Genomic DNA, 20,079 nt, shown 5'->3' with positions numbered 1-20,079 from the left:
GTGAGTGGCGCGACCCGAGGGACTGGTATGGGCTCTCGGAGTCGATCTGGTGTCATGTTCGCGATTCCTTCCGACATGCGAGCAGGTGTTGGCGGTGGGCCAATAATGATCCGCGGGATTGCCGGTTTGGCTAACCGGCAATCCCGCGCTATGTTGCGCCGCTTTGCATGTGCTGCACGCCACGGAGCCGCAGGGCCGCCCGTGTCAAACGCCCTTCAGGGCTCCTTCCCGCTCAGTAGGATCACCGGCAGAGCGAGGCGGGAGTGCGCACGGGGTGGGGATTAGCGGTATGGCAGCGGGGGGCCGGCGACCGTCGGCGGAGCGTGTGCGGCAGCGCCGGTCGGCCGCCGTGCGCAGGCGCGTGCACGAGAAGGCGCTGGTCGAGGTGCGCGGCTGTCTGCGGGACTGGGATGACGGCCGTGAGGCGGCTCGCGAAGCCAAGGCCATGGCTGAGACGATCATCGCGCCCGAGTATGAGGGCCGGGTGCTCATCGAGTTGTTGCAGAACGCGCACGACGCGCACCCGGCCGGTGCCGCCGACGGACGTATCGAGATCCGGCTGGACGAGGACGAGGGTGAGCACGGCACCCTCTATGTGGCCAATCGCGGCAAGCCGTTCGGCGGCAAGAACTTCAAGGACCTGTGCAGCATCGCCCTGTCCAGGAAGCGTGCCAACGCCGGGATCGGCCACAAGGGCGTCGGCTTCAAGAGTGTGCTGCACCTGTGCGATGCCCCCGAGGTATACAGCGTGGCCGGGGAGGGATCCCGGGTCCCCGACGGGTTTACCTTTCGGTTCGCCCGGCTCGACGACTACGACGCGCTCGCCCGGGAGGTGGCGCCCGAACGCGCCGGTTTTGCCGACTACTTGAAGGAAAACCTGCTCACGCTGAAGGTGCCGGTCTTCCTGGAGGAGACACCGAAGACCGTCCACAACTTCGCGCGCCGGGGCTTCGTCACCGTCATCCGTCTGCCGCTGAAGTCCGCCGACGCGCGCTCGGCCGCCAGGGCGCAGGTGCGGGAACTCATGGACGACAGCGCCCCGTTCGAGCTGTTCCTCGACCGCCTGGAACGTGTCCGGCTGGAGTGGCGGGCCGCAGGGAAATCCCGGGGCAGGACGTACGACCGTCAGGTGGAGGTGCTGCACCAGGCCCGTGGCCTGAAGGTGCAGCAGGTCACCTTGCGCCGGCGGATGCGACTGATCGTCGTCTGCGGGAAGGCCGACCCGGACCGCGCCCGGGAGGCGCTCGCCGCGTCGATCGAGAAGAGCGGGATGCGGCGCGACTGGATGGCCTGGGAGAAGAAGGCCGAGGTACGCGTCGCCGTACCGGTCGCCGATCCCCTGAGGGAGGGGCGGCTGTACACCTTCCTGCCGATGGGAGAGCAGATCGCGGCCCCCGTGCGCGGCTTCGTCCACGCCCCGTTCTTCGCTGAGATGAACCGGCGCTCGTTCAACGAGGCGGTGCCGTGGAACGGCCTGCTGCTCGACACCGTGGCCGAGACGTGTGCCCGCGCGGTGCTCGCCACGGCGGACGGACGCGCACCCGTTCCTGCCGGAGCGCTGGTCGACCTGATGTGCTGGCGGTCGCCCACGGCACTGACCCGGCTCACCTCTGCCTTGCAGCGGCTCGGTCACGGCATCGCCCAGGTGCCGTTCATCCCGGTGATCGCCACGGCGTCCGGCACGCGCACGTCCCTGCACCGGGCAGTGCTGTGGGAGGGCAAGGAGCACGCCACGGCCTTCACACCGCACGCGGTCGCCGCCACGGGGGTCACGGATCTCCTCGACCCGGAGCTGCACCCCGTACGGCTGCGGCGGCTGGTGTCTGTGGCGAGGAGTGTGGGCACGCGCCTCGAACCGCCCCCGGAGTGCCTCGCCTCCTGGGCCGAGCGGCTCGCCGAGGCCGCCGCCCGCGCCCCCTTCGACCCCGGATGGTGGGCGGACTTCTACTACGACCTCTCGCAGGAGTTCCCCGACGGCTCGGACGTGACCGGCAAGCGGATCATCCTCACGTCCGGGTCGGCGCTGGCACCGGCCGGCGCGGAAGGCGTCTTCTTCGACCGGGAGTCCCCGCGGGGCGGCTCCCTTCCGGCCCTGCCCGACGGGCTGTCCGGCCGTCTGCACTTCGTGCACGAGGGCATCGCCTGGACCGGCAAGGGCCGCAAGCGCAGAGCGCAGGGCCGCACCTGGCTCAGGACCGCCGACCTCGTCCACGACTACGGCGCCGACCGGGTGCTCGATGTCGTGGCTGCGGTCCTGAGCGCGGGCGGAGAGGGCGGAGACGACGACGGCGTGCGCCTGGCCTGCCTCCGCTACGCCTGCGCGGTGTCCCACACACTGGAGACCGAGGGGCGCAGGGCTCCGCGGCTGAAGGATCTCCGGGTACCGACGCGGGGCGGCTGGTCGGAGGCGAGCCGCGCCATGTTCGGGCCGGGGTGGCCCGGTGAGCATTCCTCCGTCGATGACACTCTGACCCGGTTTTTGGAGCGCGTCCGGGGACTGTCGTCCGTGCTGACGCAGACCGAGCGGCGGCTTCTCCTGCGCCCCGACGAGCTGTGCGGGGACACGCTCCCCGTCGAGGCCATGCGGCGCTTCCTCGACCGGCACGGCGTCGCTCACGGTCTCCGTCCCCGGTACGAGGTCTTCCGCACCGAAGTGCGAGGCGAGGCCCTCAACTGGCCCGCCCGTTTCTGGTCCCCGGGCAGGCAGGATCTGCTGCCCCAGTGGCGGACGACCGCCGAGCGCTGGCTGAACCGGCGGCGGGTCGGCTACCTCAAAGTCGCATACCACTCACGCTTCCGTACCGCGGCCGTGCTGCCCGGACAGGACGACTACGCCGCCTTCGGTGAGGAGGACCGCAGGCTCTACGCGGAACTCATTGTGCACGGCCTCGCTTTCTCCTGGCTCGACTCCGCGCTGGAGATGCACTTCGTACGCCACACCGACTCCGCCGGGACCCCGTGGCCCACTCCGCTGGCCGCCTTCCTCGCCCACGCGCCGTGGATCCCGCAGACCGCAGTCCCGGGCGCCCCCGCGGAGGGGACCGTGTTCGCGACCGCAGGCCGGGCCTGGTGGTGGCAGGGCACCCAGTCCCCGCCGCCGTTCCTCGGCGTGGTGCCCGCGACCTTGCGCAGCAGGCGGTCCGCCAAGCTCGTGGCACGCCTCGGCCTGCTCGGCATCCGTTCCTGGGACGACCTCGGCACCGCGCTCGACCGGCTCGGCCACCTGCCCGACCTGGTGCAGGCCGGCCCGCACTTGCGCGAAGGCAGGCACGCGCACGAGATCGGGCAGGAGTACGAGAAGGCGTGGGCCCAGCTGCTGCCCGCCGAGGGCGGCACACGCACCGCCGACGGCGGGCCCGCCACGCCACCGCACCGGCTGCTGGTCCACCGGGCAGGTGCCCTCGAACCGCTGGACCCGGCGGAGACGGACGAGACGGTCTTCGTCCCGGACCCGGACGGCGCCCAGAACCGGACCCTGCTGGACCGCGTCCCGGTGCCCGTGATCCCGATCAGGGACAGGGCGCTGGGCGCCCGGGTCCACGCCTTCCTCGACCAGGGGACGACGTTCGACGTCCAGCGGTGCGGCGACGCCGCACACGACATCCAGGCCGACGGGCTGCCCGTCCGTGAGGCGATGCGCCTGCCGCTGACCCGGTACGCGGGCCCCTGGCTGCTCACCCTGGTCGCCGCTCTACTGGAGTTCGACGAGGAGCGCGCGTCCCGGACGGAGCCTGTGGCCGTGGCGGAGGCGACCGGCCTGCTGCGCCGCTGCGAGGTGACCGTGGCCGAAGAGGCCGTCGTCTGGATCGCGGGACACCGTCTCACCGAGAACGGCGCGGACCGCGCTCTGTTGCACCCGCATCCCGACCGGCCCTGTGTCGTCGTCGTGCACAGCGGGCCGCGCACCGGCTGGCGGGTGCTCCGCACCGCCGCATCCGCCCTGGCCGCTCTCATCCGTGCGCCCTACCTCGCGGACATCCTGTGGAAGGCACTGACTCGGTTGGAGGAGCGGGGCCTGAAGACGGACGACATTTCCGAGGAAGATCTCGCGGACGTCCTGGAACTGCGGCAGCACCAGCTGCGAGCGGTCCTCGCCGAGAGGGCCTCGCAGCGCTCTGGCAGCGCGCGGCTCGTACCGCTCCTCGCTTGCCTCGACCTCGACCTCGCGGAGGAACTTCAGCAACGTGTCGAGGACTTCCCCGACCGTGCTGCCCTCCTGGCCTGGCTCACCGCCCGGACCGGCGCACCGGACGCGGAACGCCTCATGCAGCTCCTCGACGACGACGAGCCGGAACGGCAGCTGAGGGCCCTTTCCGTGCCCCTGGCCGAGGCCAACCGAGCCTGGCGCGCACTGGGCCTGCCGCAGATCGACAACACCGACCGGCACGAACGACAGTTCGCGACCTGGCTCCAGCGGAACCGTCCCGCACTCGCCGAGCGGATCAGGGACGCCCACGCCGACGTGCACCGCTCCGGCCGGTGCCTGGCCGCCTACGTGCGGCTGCGCGGCCTGCCCTCACTCGCGCCGGACCCGGCCTGGCACACGACACTCTGGGACCTCACCGACCAGCTCCTCCACGCTCACGCGGACGCCTGGTTGACCCGATCCCTCCCCGCACAACCGCCGACGTCCCGCGCGCTGCCGCCGCTCACCGAGGTCCGCGAAGCATCCACCACCGCCGTCCACCAGCACCTGCCGCGTCTACGGCAGCTGATCGAGGAATGGCAGCGTCTGCACCCGACGAGCCGTACCCTGGTGCTGCCGCCCCCGCAGGATGTGCTGCGAGCGCTGGACGCCGAAGGGATGCTGGACTTCCAGGTCCTGTCCACGATGACGTTGATCACCTGGCTCAGCGACCACGGCCACTGGCCGGTGGACATGCCCCTGTCGGACCGGCGCGCCCAACTCGGGCTGTCCCCGACGCGCTCGTCGGCGCCTGCCGGGAACAGCGCCGCGGCCACGGGCACCAGCCGATCCGGGGCACCCCTGCCGGGGCCCCAAGTAACCCTGAACGGCAGGCTTGTCCCGGCGGGCCCCGACGACCTGGCCGCACTGGCCCGTGAGGTGGCCGCGGACCTGACACCAGAACAGCGCGCCACCCCGGCCACGTCCGTGACGGCACTCGTGCCCCGCATTCCCCGGCCTCGCACCCCGTCACAGCCCGCCGCCGGATCGCAGGGCGGTTCCTACCAGGCCGCAGGCAACGACCAGGACCGCACCGTGCCGGTGGGCGTCGCCGGGGAGGCGGCGGTGGCCGCGTGGCTGCACGAGCAGTTCGGCGTCGAACCACAGGACTCGTGGAAGTCGAGCCTGCGCGTGCACGGACTCGCTGGTGCGCAGCCGGGGGACGACCGGTTCGGCTACGACTTCCTCATCCACGACGGCGACGCGACGTACCTCTACGAGGTCAAGTCGTCCATGGGCGACAGCGGAGAGATCATCCTGGGAGAGTCGGAGGTGCGACGCGCTTCCCGGCTGGCCCCGGGCGAGACGTACTTCATCGTGTACGTCTCTCATGTCCTCGACCGCGACCGCCGCGACATCACCGTCCTGCCCAACCCATTCTGCGCCCCCGACCTCGCTGGCTATGAACTGGTTAGCACCCAGCTGAGGCTCCGATTCAACCTTGGCTGAATCAGTAAGTTCGTGCCCGGCTGGCTGCGGGACGACGGCAGCACCTGGTCGTATTGTGATGCTCGGCATGCGGCGGGGGGCGTAAGGGGATGGGGGGGGGTGCCTGTGCGAGGTTACCGGCGCGCGGTACTGGTCACGACGGTGCTGGTCCTAGCGGTCTTCGCTGGTGTGCTGTCGCTGCTGAGCTGGGACCGGGCGAACCAGGTGGCTGGCATGGTCTCCGCGGTGGTCGGTGTGGCCGCCCTGGGGGTCGGCGTCTGTGCGCTGCTGGCCCCGACCGGGAGCACGTCCGTACAGGTGTCCAGGACCGGGCGTGCCACGGCCACCAGCGGCGGGGACGCCAACACGGGTGCCGTTGCCTCCTCGTCCGCCGGTGCGGTCTCCGTCGGGGAGACCGGTGAGGCTCGGGCGGATGGCGGCAGCGCGAACACCGGCTACCGGCGGCAGGACTAGCAGCGCATCCGATGTTCTTCCGCAGACGCGCCGCGGTGCGCAAGTCAGGCGGATCTTCCGCCGAGGGAGCTGGAGCCTTCGCCAACAGCGGCGTGATGATTGACAGCCCCGTACAGGTGGTCGCGGGGCGCACCGCCGTCTCCGGCTATCTCCTGCAGGTGGGCCAGGGCCTTGTCGCCAGCTTCCAGGGGCGTGAGAGTGAACTTGCCCAGCTGGCCGCCTTCTGCGCGCACGATGTCCCTGCGGACCGTGCTAGCGCCGGCTACTGGCGTTGGGTGGCCCCGGCGTGGGCGGGAAAGTCCGCTCTGCTGGCGTACTTCGTCCTGCATCCCCCACCCGGCGTCGACGTCGTGTCGTTCTTCATCACCTCCGGCATGGCCGCGCAGAACGACGCTGCGGCGTTCTGCGAGGTCGTTCAGCGGCAGTTGTACGCCTTGCTTGATGAGGTGGAGCCGATGAGCACCCCCGCCACGCGATACGAGCAGATGCTGCGCGCGTTGCACCGCGCGGCACAGCGGTGCGCGGTGCGCGGTCGACGGCTCGTGCTTGTGGTGGACGGGCTGGACGAAGACCGCGGCGTGACCGCCGGTCCTGACGGCCACAGCATCGCGGCGCTGTTGCCCCGCGTTCTCCCACACGGCATGCGAGTCATCGTCGCCGGCCGTCCGCATCCGCCGGTACCGGGGGACGTGCACGCGGACCACCCCTTGCGCAGCACGCGGATCGACCACCAGTTGGAGCCGTCCCCGCACGCCCGCGCGGTGCGCCGGGACGCAGAGCAGGATCTGCTGCGACTGCGAGTCGGCGGCGGGCTGGGCTGGGACCTGGCCGCTCTGACCGTCGTGGCGGGAGGCGGGCTGAGCACGCCCGACTTCGCCGAGCTGACCGGGAGCCCGGCCCGGCTGGTTGAGCGCGAGCTGTCCGCGGTGAACGGCCGCAGCTTCCGCCGGCGCCCCGGGCACTGGACGTCCGCCGGTCCACCCGTCTTTCTCTTCGCGCACGAGGAGATCCGGCGCGCCGCAGCGGAACTGGCCACGGACCAGGAGCTGGCGGCCCACCGCAGCCGTCTGCACCAGTGGGCGGACTCCTACCGGCACGCCGGGTGGCCGGAGGGGACTCCGGAGTACCTGCTGCGTGGCTACACCCAATCACTGCGCGAACAGGGGGAAACTTCCAGGCTGGTGGCGCTGGCCTGCGATCCCCGGCGCCAGGCGCGGCTGTGGCGGGCGTCCGGGACGGACCTGCAGGCGCTCAGCGCGGTGTCGGCCGCTTTCGGCCTGGTGCTTGCGGACGGCAGGCGCCGCAGCGATCAGGACGTGTCCGCGGCACTGCGGCTCGCCGCCGCGCGGGACGGGCTGCATGACCGGACGGCGCCTCTCTCCCCCGGCCTGATCGCACTGTGGGCTCAGTGGTACCCGGCACGCGCCGTTCATCTGGCCGAGTCGCAGCGCGACGCGTGGGACCGGGTGGCCGCTCTGAGCGCCACCGCCGGCGCCCTGGCCGCCGCGCGCCCGGATCAGGCGGCCGCTCTGCTCGGCAGAGCGGACAGCACCGAAGACCGGGACCACTTCCTGACGGCGATCGCCAAGGGGCTGGCGGACTCAGGCCGGCCCGCCGAGGCCCTGCGGTCGGCCCGCCACATCAGCGACCCGGAGCGCAGGGCGGAATCCCTCGTCACCGCCGTCGGGGCCCTGGCCGGAGTGACGAGGAACGCGGCAGCGGCTCAGGAGGAGGCCGGGGGCCGGGGCACCGATGCGATCTCCTGGGCGCTGGAAGCCGTCGACGCGGTCATGGCGGTGCCCAACACCGTCTCCCGGAGCGCCCTGGGCGCCTCGCTGGCCGCCGCGCTCTCCCGGCTTGGCGAGCACCGCCGGGCTCTGGCGCTGGCGGAGCGTGTGATGTCCCGTTCGGACGACTTCGGTGACACGGTCCGGCGTGCGCAGTACCTCGCCCTGTTCGCCCGGGGGATGTCCACGGCGCCGGCGCTGGCCGCGCAGGCCGCCGAGTTCGCCGTGACGTCGGCCCGGCTGGCGGCGGACGTCGACGACCCCGACGGCGTGGACTGGGTCTACCCCCACGTCGCTGCGGGCCTGGAGGCGACCGGGCACCACCAGCAGGCGATCGACTTGATCAGCCGTTTCCTGAACGATCCGGAGGACGGGCTAGTCGAGATGGGCATCGCGGCCGCGGAAACCGGTGACCTCGACCGAGCCCTGGAGCTGGCCGAGAGGATCACGGAACCCATCTACCGCGCCCGCGTCTTCAACGCCGCCGGCAGGATGACGGCAAAATCCTGTGACCCGGAGCGGACGGTGCACCTGGCTCAGCAAGCCCGTGACGCCACCGACGAGGTGCCCTGCCTCCACTGGCGGGTGACGCTGTCGACCGACACCGCCGACCTCCTGCTGCGGGCAGGCCAGGAGGAACACGCCCACGCAGTAGTCAAGCGGGCGACGAGCATGGTGCGGAGAGGCCGAGGGCCCGGGGTGCGCACCCTCATCAACCTGGCCGTTGCGGCTGAAGGGTCCGGGCAGCGGGGCGACGCAGCCCGCCTCATCCACCGCGCCCAACAGGCCGCCGACGCGTCCGACAGTTACGCTCGCATCCGCGACCTCGCGGAGGTAGCCGAAGGCTTGCACCACACGGGCCACCCCGCGGAAGGGGACGAACTCCTGCGCCGCATACTCCACGAGTGCCGGACCCTGGCTGATCACGCCGAGCACGCCGAGGGCCTGCAACGGGTGGCCGAGGCATACGGCCGTGTAGGGAAACCGGACGGAGCGGCACAGCTGGCACAGGAGATGCTGCGCCTGGCAAGCACCGCCGACAGCCCCTCCCGCCGACGCTGGGACACGTATGCCGCCGCCGGTGCGCTCCTCGCGGCGGGCGATATCGACGCGGTGCTCGATCTGGAGGCTGGCCTGCCGGAGGAGGCGGTCGACGATATCCTCACCGGTGTAGTGGAGAAGCTTGTGGCCGCCGGTGATTTGGCCGCAGCAGAGCGGATCACCGACTGGCAAGGAGACGAGCACGCCATCGGCTACCTCGCGGCGGGCGCCGCAGCCACGGGGGACTTCGCCCGTGCCGCCGCGCTGCTGGAGGAGATCAGCCACCCTGTCCGGCGTGAGGCGGCCACACCGGCCGTCGTCAAGGCGCTCTGCCGGGTGGGTGCCCGCGCGGCGGCCCGCGCCCTGGCCGACGCCCTCACCGCGCCCGAGCACCGCGGCAAGGCGCTCGCAGCGATCGCCCATTCGCTCGGCCCCTGCCCGCAGGGGCGCCTCGTGCTGATCGAGGCGCTGTGCTCGGGCCCGTGGGAGCAGATGCCTGAGGAGATCGCCGGTGTGGCGCCGGGGCACCTGCCGCTCCTGGCGGACCTCGTGCTGACGGAGGGCTAAAGCCGAGGTGACGATCCTGCCCGGGGCGACCCCGCCGTCGCCTACGTGGGAGCCCACTACCTGGTTGACTAACGAGATTGAGACAGGCGCTTAGAAGGCATGTGCTCTATCCATTGAGCTCCGGGGGGTGACCTGCGTAAAGGCAGCTTCCGGGCGCTGTCCCCCGGTTCTCGGGGGACACATGGGAGAATCGCGGATTCCCGCTGACCGGGGGACGCGAGCGCTCCCGATCGGGCCGTACTTAGGGTCTCACACCATCTTCACGCCCCCGAAGCCTCTCGCGGAAACAATCCCGCACCTCATCGGCGTTGGTGATCTCCGAGCCGAGGATGGGAAGGTGTCGGGCCTGAAGCTGTTCCGCACTGACACGACGAATAGCGGCATGACCGAGGTCGCGCCGCGTCTTGCTGAGGCCGAGGCCGATGTGCAGGGTCTCGTCGAGGCGCACATGGAGACGTTGCTGGGCGTCCGGTTCCTGGCGAGCGAGTACAGCACTGGGCCGGTCCACGGGGGCCGGATCGACTCGCTCGGGCTGGACGAGAACGGCTCGCCGGTCATCGTCGAGTACAAGCGTGGTGTCGATGCCGGCGTCATCAACCAGGGTCTCTTCTATCTGGCGTGGCTGATGGACCACCGGGCCGAGTTCGAGCGCCTGGTCTGCGACCGGCTCGAGGTGACGGCCGCGTCCCAGATCCTGTGGAGCGGCCCGCGCCTGATCTGCATCGCCGGCGACTTTACCCGCTACGACGTGCACGCCGTGAGCGAGCACCGGCGCTCGATCGACCTGGTCCGCTACCGACTCTTCGGCAGCGACCTGCTCGGGCTTGAGACCGTGGCCTCCGTGAGCGGCGGCATGCAGGTGAGCCGCCGGTCACGGCGCCGGGCAGTTGCCCGGGTGGCGGCCGACGACCAGGGCGCGTCGATGGCGCAGCTGGCGAGGGCGGTCGACGACGCCCTGTGCGGGCTCGGGGACGGCGTGAACCGCGTCGAGCGCAAGACCTACCGGGCGTATCAGCGCCTGCGGAACTTCGCCTGCCTGTGCCCGCCGCAGCGCAGCAAGCTACTGGTCTACCTGAAGGTCGACCCGAAGGACGTAGACCTCGTTCCGGGCTTCACCCGGGACGTGTCCGGGCTCGGCCACCACGGGACGGGCGACTTGGAGGTGCAGCTCCGTACGCCGAGGGACGTAGAGCGGGCGCAGGAGCTGTTCCGGGCGAGCTACGCGGCGGCGTGATCGCAGGCCATTGTCTGCCTCCTGGCGGGCTGCGCTCGTCTCGTGTCTGCGGTCGTAGGTGGAGCCTTTCGACATGCGGGCAGGGCGTAGCGGTGGACTATCTACGGTGCGCGGGATCGCCGGTTGGCCAACCGGCGATCCCGCGCTATGTTGTCGGGCTCGTAGGTTGCTGGTGGGTGTGCCTGGTGACTGAATCGGCTACGAGCAGAGGCGGTTGGCAACACGGGCGGCTAGTCACACGACGTGGACCACGAGCGAGCGAACTACAGCTCGCCGCTCTTCACCGTCGGTCGTCGAGGGGACGCGCCTTCGCGGGCATCTCTCCCGACAACGCATCCTCCGTTAGTCGTCAGCGGCTTCGTCTCCCTGCTCTTCGGGCGGCGCCGACCGCCGGTACTGGGGGTGGTCGAGGTCGAGCTGTTTGGCTGCGTGCAGGGGCACGGGATAGCGCGAGCGGTCGGACCAGGCGATGGTCTGGTGGCACAAGCGCGCGGTCGCCCGTGCGAGCATCGTCCGGTCGACCCCATCGGCCACACCGACCGGGTAGATCTCGGTCGCCGTGATCGCCCACCACGGCGTCTTGAGCTCGTTCGTCTCCCGCTCCCCCTCCTCCCCACCCTTGCCCGGGTCGGCGTCCCAGCGGGTGATGGTTTTACCCAGGTCTCCGCCCTTGGCCTGGTAGTTGCGCGGGATGTTGAAGAGGACCCAGAAGGGGTTGCCGAAGTCGACGTCGGCGCGATGCAGCTTGGCCGATGCGAACGTGATGGACTCTTTTTCGGTTTCCGGGTCGCTCTCGCGAGGGACGGGGACGTACTGAGGTACCTCGTCGTCAGCGATGTTCATGCGGATGATCGCGCTTGGCTTCTTGCGCGGTGCGTTCTTGCCTTTGCCGTATCCCGGCAGCCAGGTGCGCGGATCGGTGATGTCTTCTTCCTGGTAGCTCTGATTCTCGTTGTGCAGGCCCGTCCACATCCGTCGGCAGGCGTGCCCGTCGACCATGACGACATAGCCCATGCCGGGTTCCAGCTCGTCGCGTACGAGGCTCGAGAGGGCGTCTTCGACGTGTGCTGCTGCTTCCGCCCAGCGTTCCTTGTCCGTCTCGCCCTTGCCGTCGACGTGGAGCGCGTAGTCACTGGCATGGAAGGCAGCGATTGCCTCCCGGTAGGGCACCCAGGCCCCGATCTGGGGTGTCCACGCTCGCATCGTCCAGGCACTGCCCACCTCCTCCGGCGGGAACAGGGCGGTGGCAACGATGATGCGTTTGGTGTGCTTGCCGTCGGCGGTCTTCGCCTGCCGGCGGGCGTGGATCCCGCAGTAGACGAGTTTGCCCGCCTCGTAGCCCTTCCTGTCCTTGGCGATGGCCCGCGCGAGGCGTTGGTCGATGATGCCGAGCGAGCGGTACAGGTCGAGGAGCGCCATGTAGGCGGCGTGGTCTTTCCCCGGCCTCGGAGGACTGATTTCTGTTGCAGGGTTTCCGAAGGATCCCGGTTTCATTCCCGCGGTGAACTGGCAGACGAACTCCTTCTTGGCCAAGAAGCGGCGGACTTGGAACTTCCCGTCATAGCGCTCCTTGCGTAGCAGGAAGGTGTTCCGCTTCTCTCCGTCCTTCCTCTTCAGGGCCGGGATCTCGGTCTCACACCACGCGCCGACCATTACCTGCGACTCGCTGTCGGTGAAGTCGTCTTCGAGGGATTTGAACTCCACGGTCCGGTTGACGTCGTCGCCGTGTGACAAGAAGCGCTCAGCCTGGCGGAACACCACACTGATGCCGGGAGCGAGGGAGACCTCCTCACCTGGCTCAGGGTCACCGATGGGCGGGCCGTCCGGGAAGGCGAGGGACAGTGCGTTGATCATGCGCAGGCGGGTGTTCCAGCGGACCCACAGGCATACGATCCGCAGGTGCTCGAAGCCCTGGGCCTTCACGGAAGCGGTGATCTCTTCGGGCGGGGGAAAGCCGATGGTGTGGAGGAGTTCGCCGGCCTCGATGCGGCTTGCCCGCTCCTGCGGGGCCATCTTCTGTTTGTCTGTGGGGCGCGGCTCGAAGGTCATCGGTTCCACTGTGAAGTCGACCCAGGTGGCCTTCTCGCCCAGCACCTTGGAGACGTGTTCGGCCAGGAGCCGCAGGTGGAGGGTGCCCGGTCCCGTGCCGACGGCGAAGTTGTCGTTCTGCGGCATGAGCGGGCGGATGACGCCGGCGTCAGGGGTGATGAACGAGGGGAATTCCCCCTTCTCGGCGGCCTTTTCGAGCAGGCCCCGCTCTTCGGTGACGCGCGTCTGCAGCGCCTGCAGGACGCTGATGTCCATCTCGTCGCGTGCGAGCAGTTCCAGGGCGCGCTGGTTGACCGCTCGGACGCTGCCGTTGCGTACCAGCTCGGTGTGCAGGATGGGAAGGCCGTCGCTGCCCTGGTAGATGTGCGTGGACTTCGCGTAGACCATGTTGCTGTGGACGCGGGTGACATGGGCGTCCAAGAAGATGACGGGGTGGACGACGTTGGGCTCGGTCTTCATGACCACCGAGAGCCGGGACATCGCGTACTGCGCTTTGGTGGCCTCGTTGACCTCGGTTGCGTCGTCACGGAGGTTGTACTTGCGTCCGAAGGGATGATCCCAGGCGATGAGGCCGCCCCTGCTGTCGGGGAGGTAGGTGACTTCCCTCTTGTTCGGGTTGGCCTTCCAGCCGATCGTGCGGTTCTTGTAGACCTGTTCGCCGTTGGCGTCGAGCTTGGGAGAGCCGTCCTTCTCCTTGTCGGCGACCTTCTTGGTGATCGGGACGAGGTCGTAGATGGTGAACTTCTCTTGGGCGAGCTTCTTGGAGATCACCCAGGGCACGGCCACGTACATCCAGTCGGGACACTTCGGCTGCCTGCCTGACACCGGCTTAAGGAGCCGTGCCATATCGAATTCCTGCTCGGGCGTGTTCGCGATGGCTTCGGCCACCGGCGGTACGTCGAGGAGGACGGCCTGGTCGGTGTTCAGTCCCTTGCTGTAGCCGACGACGCACCGGAAGACGTGGCGCAGGGTGTCGTCGTCGATCTTCTCCAGTGAGACCAGGAAGTTGAGGTACCGGTCGAGGTGGACGTACCCGCCGGTCTTGAACTTCAGGTATGTCAGGGCGGTTGAGTACGGCAGGTTCTTCTTCTCGTCCGGGTGCTGCTGGCCTTTCTGCTCGTCGTCTCCGTCACCTTTTAGCCTCTCCCATTCTTCCCGCACGCTGCGCGGGAAGATCCGTACGTACACCTTCTGGCCCTGGACGAGTTCGGGGGTGCAGCGCAGGGTGAGGGTGCTCGGGAGAGTCGCGGTGGTGTCGCTCAATGCTGTGATCTCTTTCGGGAAGAAGCGCTCGGCTATGCGGAGAGGGCGAGGTCGACGCCTGCGTAGGTCAGGAACGCGTTGACGGCTTCGCCATACAGTTCGGCCATCTGCTGGCGTTCTTCTGGCAGCCATCGGGAGACCATGCGTTCAATGATGCTGGCGAGGTCGGAGCTCCAGGTCTCGTCGTGAAAGGCGTAGTCCACGAAGTGCAGTTCCATGTTGGTGCCGCCGCGTCGTGCTCGGCCGGCGAGTTGGATGAGGGACACCAGCATTCCGGCGACCATCTGTTCCTGGAGGACGAGGTCCATGGTCGACAGCTGCGGGGAGGAGCGCAGAATGGTGGCCAGGTGGTCGCGTGCTGCGGTCCGAGCCGTCTGCAGAGCCTGGACGGGATCCGAGGCGCCGGATGCGGGCAATGAGTTGATGCCTGCGGCGTTGACACTGCCGTACATCCAGGTGGGATCGTCGATGATCAGCGGGGGCCTCACGCACAGGTAGATGGAGTGGATGGCTGAGCGGAGATTGACGACGATGTTGAGTCCTCTGGCGATATTAGCCAGGGGGGCGATCAGGATGTCGCCGAATTGAGGGAATTCCTCGACCTCTTCGACGGTGATGCGGCGGACCAGTGACGGGTCGGGGAGGTGGCGGACGTTGCTGTGGCGGTCTTCTTCCCGGGCGAGGACGCACACGCGGTGGGAGAGCCCTTTGGCCTTGGCGATTCCGGTGGCGATGTGGCCGCACTGTTCGTAGCTGTTGGCCGTCAGGATCACGCGGGCGCGGGTGCGGGTCGATTCCGATTTGGCTAGGCGCGTGAGTTTCCTCGACAGCTTTGTTTCGTACAGGCGTTCACCGATTTCGCGCAGAGCTTCGGGCTTGTCGGAGGGAAACTGGCCGGCGATCGGGATGCGTTCTCCGGCCTTTCGGTGGCCGTTGCCGTAGGTGACGGCCGAGGACTCGACCAGGATGGATTCTTCCTGGGCGTCGGTCATCCACCACATCACGGGGGCGTGGACGTGTTCCTTGACCGCCTGAGGGAAGTAGGCCGTGGCGGAGAGCCCGAAGATGGGCCGCTCCACGCCGGCGGTGATCAGCGAGACGAGTCCGCCGAGTTCCGACACGTAGGTGTGCGGGTCTCCGGCCATGTGCTGCGTGGAAAGCTTGGCGTCCTTCTCCGGGTTCTTCATGCCGGTGACCCGGTAGCCGTTGATCGGCCTGCCGATGGTTCCGTGCGGAAGTACGTCGGCGATGCCGCCGGAGCGCATCGAGTCGATGATGCGGTTGGCGCTGAGCAGCCCGGAGTGACGCAGGGACTGGGCGGTGTCGCGCAGAACGGCGAGCGACACGTCCAGTTCGCTCATCAGCGTGCGGATGAGGAGGTGGTCGATGGCCCGGTTGCGTGTGCGGCCGTCACTGATCATCGGGGCGAGGGCCTCGTGGAGCCTGAGTTTGAGCGCGTCACGCTGGTTGATGCCGCGCGGCGACACGACGGCTCCGAGGACGCTGCTCACGCGTTCCCACTCGGGGTCCAAGAGCATGGGTGCAGGAGCCGTCTCGTCGTCTTCGCCGAGGTCGGGTGCCGGTACCAGGGCGTTGAGTCGGGCGATGGCCTCGGCGGGAAGCGGCTGGCCGTCGCTGACCTGGTATTCGGGGAACAGGAGGCTGATGAGCTCGCGGTCCTTAGAGCGTGGCAGGCGCCAGCCCTCGTAGTCGTATTCGTGCCGCAGCCGCGGGACTCGGGCGTCGTCGTGGTGGTTGAGGCGGAATGCCTTGGTGCACAGGCCGGTCAGCAGGGACTCGGCCATGAGCCGGACGTGGCTGACCGGTTCGATGAGTTGGTCCTCGAAGCGCAGAGGAAGGTGCTTGGCCGCGGTGTCCAGGACCTGCGGTTCTGCGGTCCACGGACGCCGGGAGTGCAGGTCGACCGTGGTGGCGCAGCGGTCGACGGCGACGGCCTGAAAGGCGTCGATCTCGTCGATGATGACGAAATCGCTGGCGCGGAGCACGAACTCCCGGACGGTGACGGACCGGACCGGGCGGCCGTCGATCTGGATGCCCACCCGCATGGTGCCCTGGATGAAGTTGTGGTGGTTGGTGACGATCACCGTGGCGTCAGCGGCCTGGTAAGCGGGGGTGAACTTGCCGCAGGTCGGGATCCAGGGGCAGGCCAGCATCTCTCCGCCGCCGCGCAGGCTCAGACAGTTCTCCTTGCCGGGGCGGTAGATGCCGGCGGAGTCGAGCCAGTGCTGCTGAGCGCATCCATAGGCGAGGTGGTCGACGTCACGGCGGCCTCGCTTGCCCCATTCCCCGGGGGCGTCGGGGTCCTCCTTGACGAGGGCCGCGTGCTTGAGGGCCCGCTCGTGTCGTGAAGACGGCGACATCAGCGGAGCGCACGTCGCCAGGTGCTCGGTCTTGCCCGCCTCGTGCAGGATCTCAAGGTCGCGGCTGATGTCCCAGACGGAGGCGAGCGTGGCCTTCACATCGGGGACGAGGAGGGTGATGCGGTAGTCGTTGAGCGCGGCCCACGAGCCCAGGAGACGGACCAGCACGGACTTACCGGTTCCGGTGGGCGCGTGGAAGATCTGGGTGCAGCCGGCCAGGAGCTCCAGCACATCGACGGTGTCGGTGTCACGGGCCTTGACCCGGTCGAGCAGGCCCGTCAGCACCTTGTGCAACCAGGGGCCAGCCTCTGTGTCCTCGTACTGGGTGTCCAGGAGCTGTGCGATGTCCTTGAGATCTTTGACGTAGACCGGGACCGTGCCAACGTTGGGCCGGGTGGTGAGGGCGGGAAGCGTGTCGTGGCCGAGAGGCTGGGTGAAAGCGGGAAAGCGGGGGATGGTCACGCGCCCGTGGACGATCTCATTGCCCTCGGTGCGCTCACTCGTCTCGTACGTCTGGCCCGGCGCTGCGAACTCGTGGGGCTTGCGCCGGCTGCTCGGCCGCCGGTAGGGCGCGAGAAGGCTCTTGGCGTAGCCGAGGTAGTCCCCTCCCAGCAGGGGGTAGGCCGCGGTGGCGGTGAGAGGATCACCGGCCAGGGTGAACAGCTGGAGGGTGGTCTGCTCGTCCTCCTCGTCGGCGCTGTCCATGGCGCCCAGGAGGATCCGCGCGGCGGAGGCGAACCGCTTCTCGTCGGCGAGGTCGGGGTTGCTGAGCTTCATCACCTCGGCCACGAGCAGGCGTTCCTCACTGCCCAGCTCATTCCATCTCTCCCATGCCTGCGGTTTGCAGCTGGCGAAGAACGCCGCGTGGCGGAAGGAAGCCAGCGGCTTGCCGTCGTCATCGTGCTGCGGGAAGTAGTGGGCCGCCAAGGCCAGCGCGGCGCGGACGAAAGCGTCCCTGACAGTCATCTGGCTCATGCCCACACCACCCCGGCGCTCCGGCAGACCATCTTGGCGAAGTCGGTCATGGTCGCGGTCTTCATTCCGTACTTGTGGCAGGTCACGGTCAGCAGGGGGATCTGGTCGGCCCTGTGGTCGGGAACAACGAGCCATTCGGCGCCGCCCTTGTCGCCCTCGTGGCGGTGCAGGCTCTCGGCCAGGACACGGCCGTGGGTGTAGTCCTTCACATCCACGGTGAAGACGTGAGTGCTCCCGTCAGGGCCCTTGACCTCGATGCGATGGTCGTAGGCATCGCTCATCGGCCAGAGCCTGACGGCTTTGTCCACATCTGCCAGTGAGGCGGCCAGCCGCTCCCGCAGGACGGTGTGCAGACGCAGCTCGTGCAGGCCGGGCACGCAGGTGTAGCGCCACACGCCGCGCTTGAGGGCCAGGTGCCCCTCAACCGGCTTCGCCTCCGGCACGGCACCGGTGGTGCCCAACGCGAGCGCTGCCTCGCGCGGAGCCGGGGTGTCAGGGCTGTCCGGATGCAGCTGCGGCGCGTCTCCGGACGTGGGCCGGAACATGAAGCTGGCACCGGTATCGGCGTGACGGCCGTAGAGGCAGGCGACCCGGTAGTACTCGAGGCCCGCACTCATCCGCTTGCTGATCTTCATGGGCCACCTGCACACCGTGCAGGGAAACCACCATGTGCGGTAGACGGCGTGGTATGGGATCGGCTCGTAGAAGCCGATCGCGTTGAGGGGCAGGCCGCGCTTGTTCAGCTCAGCGGCCGTGCCAGCCGGGCATTCCACCAGCGTGGTGCGGTCCTTGACGTACTGGGCGTCACCGCGGCCTTTGAGGATCTCGTACATCTGATCCTGGTCGATCTCGTCCTGAAGCTGCTCCTCGGTGAACCGCATCCGGCCGATCCGCCGAAGCCGCTTCAAAATCCGGTGCAGCTGGGAGGTCTCCCACTGCAGATCGAAGGCGTTGCCGGTGACGCACCCCTCGGCGTCGACGACGGGAAAGTCGAGATCGCCGAAGTCGGACCGGTCCAGCCACGGTGGGAGCAGGCCGTCGATGGGACCGCGCAGCCTTCGGCGGAACTCTCCGAACGACAGCGGCACTCCGGGGCCGTACGCGGCGAGCAAGTCCCCGTGGTACCGCATCAGTTTCTCGGCCCGGTGCCTGGGGCTCAGATCCGGGGCGCTGATCGTCTGACAGGCTTTGATGAAGGTGAAGTTGATCAGGCGGAACGCCTCGAAATGCGAGAACGTCAGGCCGTCGTCATCGACATGGGTCGTCACGGGAGACGACCGTAGAGCACGGGTCTGACAATGCCCCCGGAACGGCCTCGGACCGCCCTAAACGATCATTGCGGTGGAGACGTCGCGGCTGGGTACATCTCCGTGTAAACATGCAGGTAGGAGGCAATGTGCTGCTGCCCGAGAGTGGTGGTGTGCCACCGGTATTCGAGGACGTGCGTATCGCCCGGTGCCATCCGGGGACGTAGTTCGATGAAGCCTCTGCTGGGATGTGACTGGCGCTTCGGCCGATAGCCGACAGCCAAGTAGAACAGGGACTTACCGGTTAGCTCGCTCTCGTGGAGACCCTCCGGGCCGGCCGCGGCGACACGCAGCAGAACGCCCCACAGCCATTCAGACAGCAGATGCGGGGGAGGCGCCGACTCCGCAGGCTCTCCCAGCCCGGCGCGGGCGCAGGCACGGCCGCGGCGCGTAATCTCCACGAGGGTCCGGTCTACCTCGCCGACTCCCGGAACCTCTACGCGGTCCTTGGTCACTTTGATCAGTCCCAGCCGCTCCAGGGAGTGGAGGGTGGCCCCGGCCCCTTGATCGTGGACGCCAGCGCTCCGCAGGCGCTGCTGAAGGCGCGTGTGGCCGACTACTTCGGTGGGGGCGTCGAGAGCGAACGGCAACTTCCGCCACTGCTTGGCCGGCGGAACCCTGACCTGGTTCTGCCGGCGCATCCACATCTCAGTTTCAGTCATCTGGTCATCGCGCAGGATTTCTCCCAGATAGACCTGCTGCCGTTCATTCAGCCCCTCCCAGCCCTCGACCGCTGACGCCGGCGGACCGTGCCGCTCACGCTCGGGCAGACGCGGGGGCTCATCTGTCGGCCGCGTGCGCATCCAGGCGTCCATCACCATCCGGACCGGCACCTTGTACACGGCGGCAAGCTGCTGCACGAGTCGGCCCGTGTGCCCCGGCTTCTTCCAATTCCAGCCGGACACCTGACGGCCCCGCTCCAGGCTGCGGATTTTGTGTGCGTCCACGAAAAGATCACGGCCGACGGCAGTCGCGCGAAGCCGGGTGGCGACCTCCTCTGCGGTGAGACCAGCGGCATACCGGAGATCAACCAGCGTCTCGGACCCGCTGGGCGTACCCGTGAGATCGGCGGTGGCGCAGCCCAGAGCGTCGGCGAGCCGCCGCACGTTCCTGGCTTCAGGCACGTACCTGCCCTCTTCCCAGTACACGACCACGCGGTACGTGACCCCCACGCGATCAGCAAGCTCCTGCGGAGTAAGCCCGGCCTGCTCGCGCAGCGCCTGGATTTTGATGTGCTCAACGGCCAGCAGACGCCTTGGCATAGCTCTAGGGAATCCCAATGAAGTCTTCATGGCAACTATTGGGTCGAGCGGCTTATAGGAGACGGTGAGGTCAGGTAGCGCTGGGGAGTCGCCAAAGGCCCGAGACCGACACGGTGGTCCCGTGG

General features: G+C 68.7%; 8 protein-coding genes. 4 read left to right on the top strand and 4 right to left on the bottom strand.

Going from position 1 to position 20,079, the window contains the following annotated elements; all coding sequences use genetic code 11:
* The first annotated feature begins 325 nt into the window (after positions 1–325).
* The 4 genes from ACFY9E_RS04745 (at position 326) to ACFY9E_RS04730 (ending at position 10,717) form a co-directional block, all read left to right on the top strand.
* Positions 326–5,635: a sacsin N-terminal ATP-binding-like domain-containing protein gene (locus tag ACFY9E_RS04745; protein ID WP_390979289.1), complete on the top strand. Its 5,310-nt coding sequence runs from the start codon at positions 326–328 to the stop codon at positions 5,633–5,635.
* 99 nt (positions 5,636–5,734) lie between these two features.
* The gene (locus ACFY9E_RS04740) at positions 5,735–6,088 is read left to right on the top strand and encodes a hypothetical protein (protein WP_390979287.1); all 354 of its coding nucleotides are present in this window, start codon (positions 5,735–5,737) and stop codon (positions 6,086–6,088) included.
* A 95-nt stretch (positions 6,089–6,183) separates the two neighbouring features.
* Positions 6,184–9,483, top strand: coding sequence for a hypothetical protein (locus tag ACFY9E_RS04735; RefSeq protein ID WP_388325512.1), 3,300 nt, complete (start codon positions 6,184–6,186; stop codon positions 9,481–9,483).
* A gap of 337 nt (positions 9,484–9,820) precedes the next feature.
* Positions 9,821–10,717 carry a transporter gene (locus ACFY9E_RS04730; protein WP_390979285.1) on the top strand — a complete coding sequence of 299 codons (897 nt, stop codon included), beginning with the start codon at positions 9,821–9,823 and terminating at the stop codon, positions 10,715–10,717.
* A gap of 342 nt (positions 10,718–11,059) precedes the next feature.
* Here the strand turns inward: ACFY9E_RS04730 and ACFY9E_RS04725 are convergent, their stop codons facing one another.
* From ACFY9E_RS04725 to ACFY9E_RS04710, 4 genes are all read right to left on the bottom strand, one after another.
* Positions 11,060–14,161, bottom strand: coding sequence for an RNaseH domain-containing protein (locus ACFY9E_RS04725; RefSeq protein WP_390979283.1), 3,102 nt, complete (start codon positions 14,159–14,161; stop codon positions 11,060–11,062).
* Positions 14,062–17,385 (bottom strand): hypothetical protein, encoded by a 3,324-nt coding sequence (locus ACFY9E_RS04720; RefSeq protein WP_390979281.1) that lies wholly within the window; start codon positions 17,383–17,385, stop codon positions 14,062–14,064. Before ACFY9E_RS04720 ends, ACFY9E_RS04725 begins: the two co-directional genes overlap by 100 nt.
* Positions 17,382–18,653, bottom strand: a complete 1,272-nt coding sequence (locus tag ACFY9E_RS04715) for a hypothetical protein (protein WP_388325522.1) — start codon at positions 18,651–18,653, stop codon at positions 17,382–17,384. The genes ACFY9E_RS04720 and ACFY9E_RS04715 overlap by 4 nt, the downstream gene beginning before the upstream one ends.
* Positions 18,654–18,718: 65 nt before the next feature.
* Positions 18,719–19,954 carry a helix-turn-helix transcriptional regulator gene (locus ACFY9E_RS04710; protein WP_388325525.1) on the bottom strand — a complete coding sequence of 412 codons (1,236 nt, stop codon included), beginning with the start codon at positions 19,952–19,954 and terminating at the stop codon, positions 18,719–18,721.
* Between the last annotated feature and the right edge of the window lie 125 nt (positions 19,955–20,079).

The organism is Streptomyces sp. NPDC012466, assembly GCF_042955215.1.
GTDB lineage: Bacteria > Actinomycetota > Actinomycetes > Streptomycetales > Streptomycetaceae > Streptomyces.
This window is presented reverse-complemented; position numbering and strand designations above follow the sequence as displayed.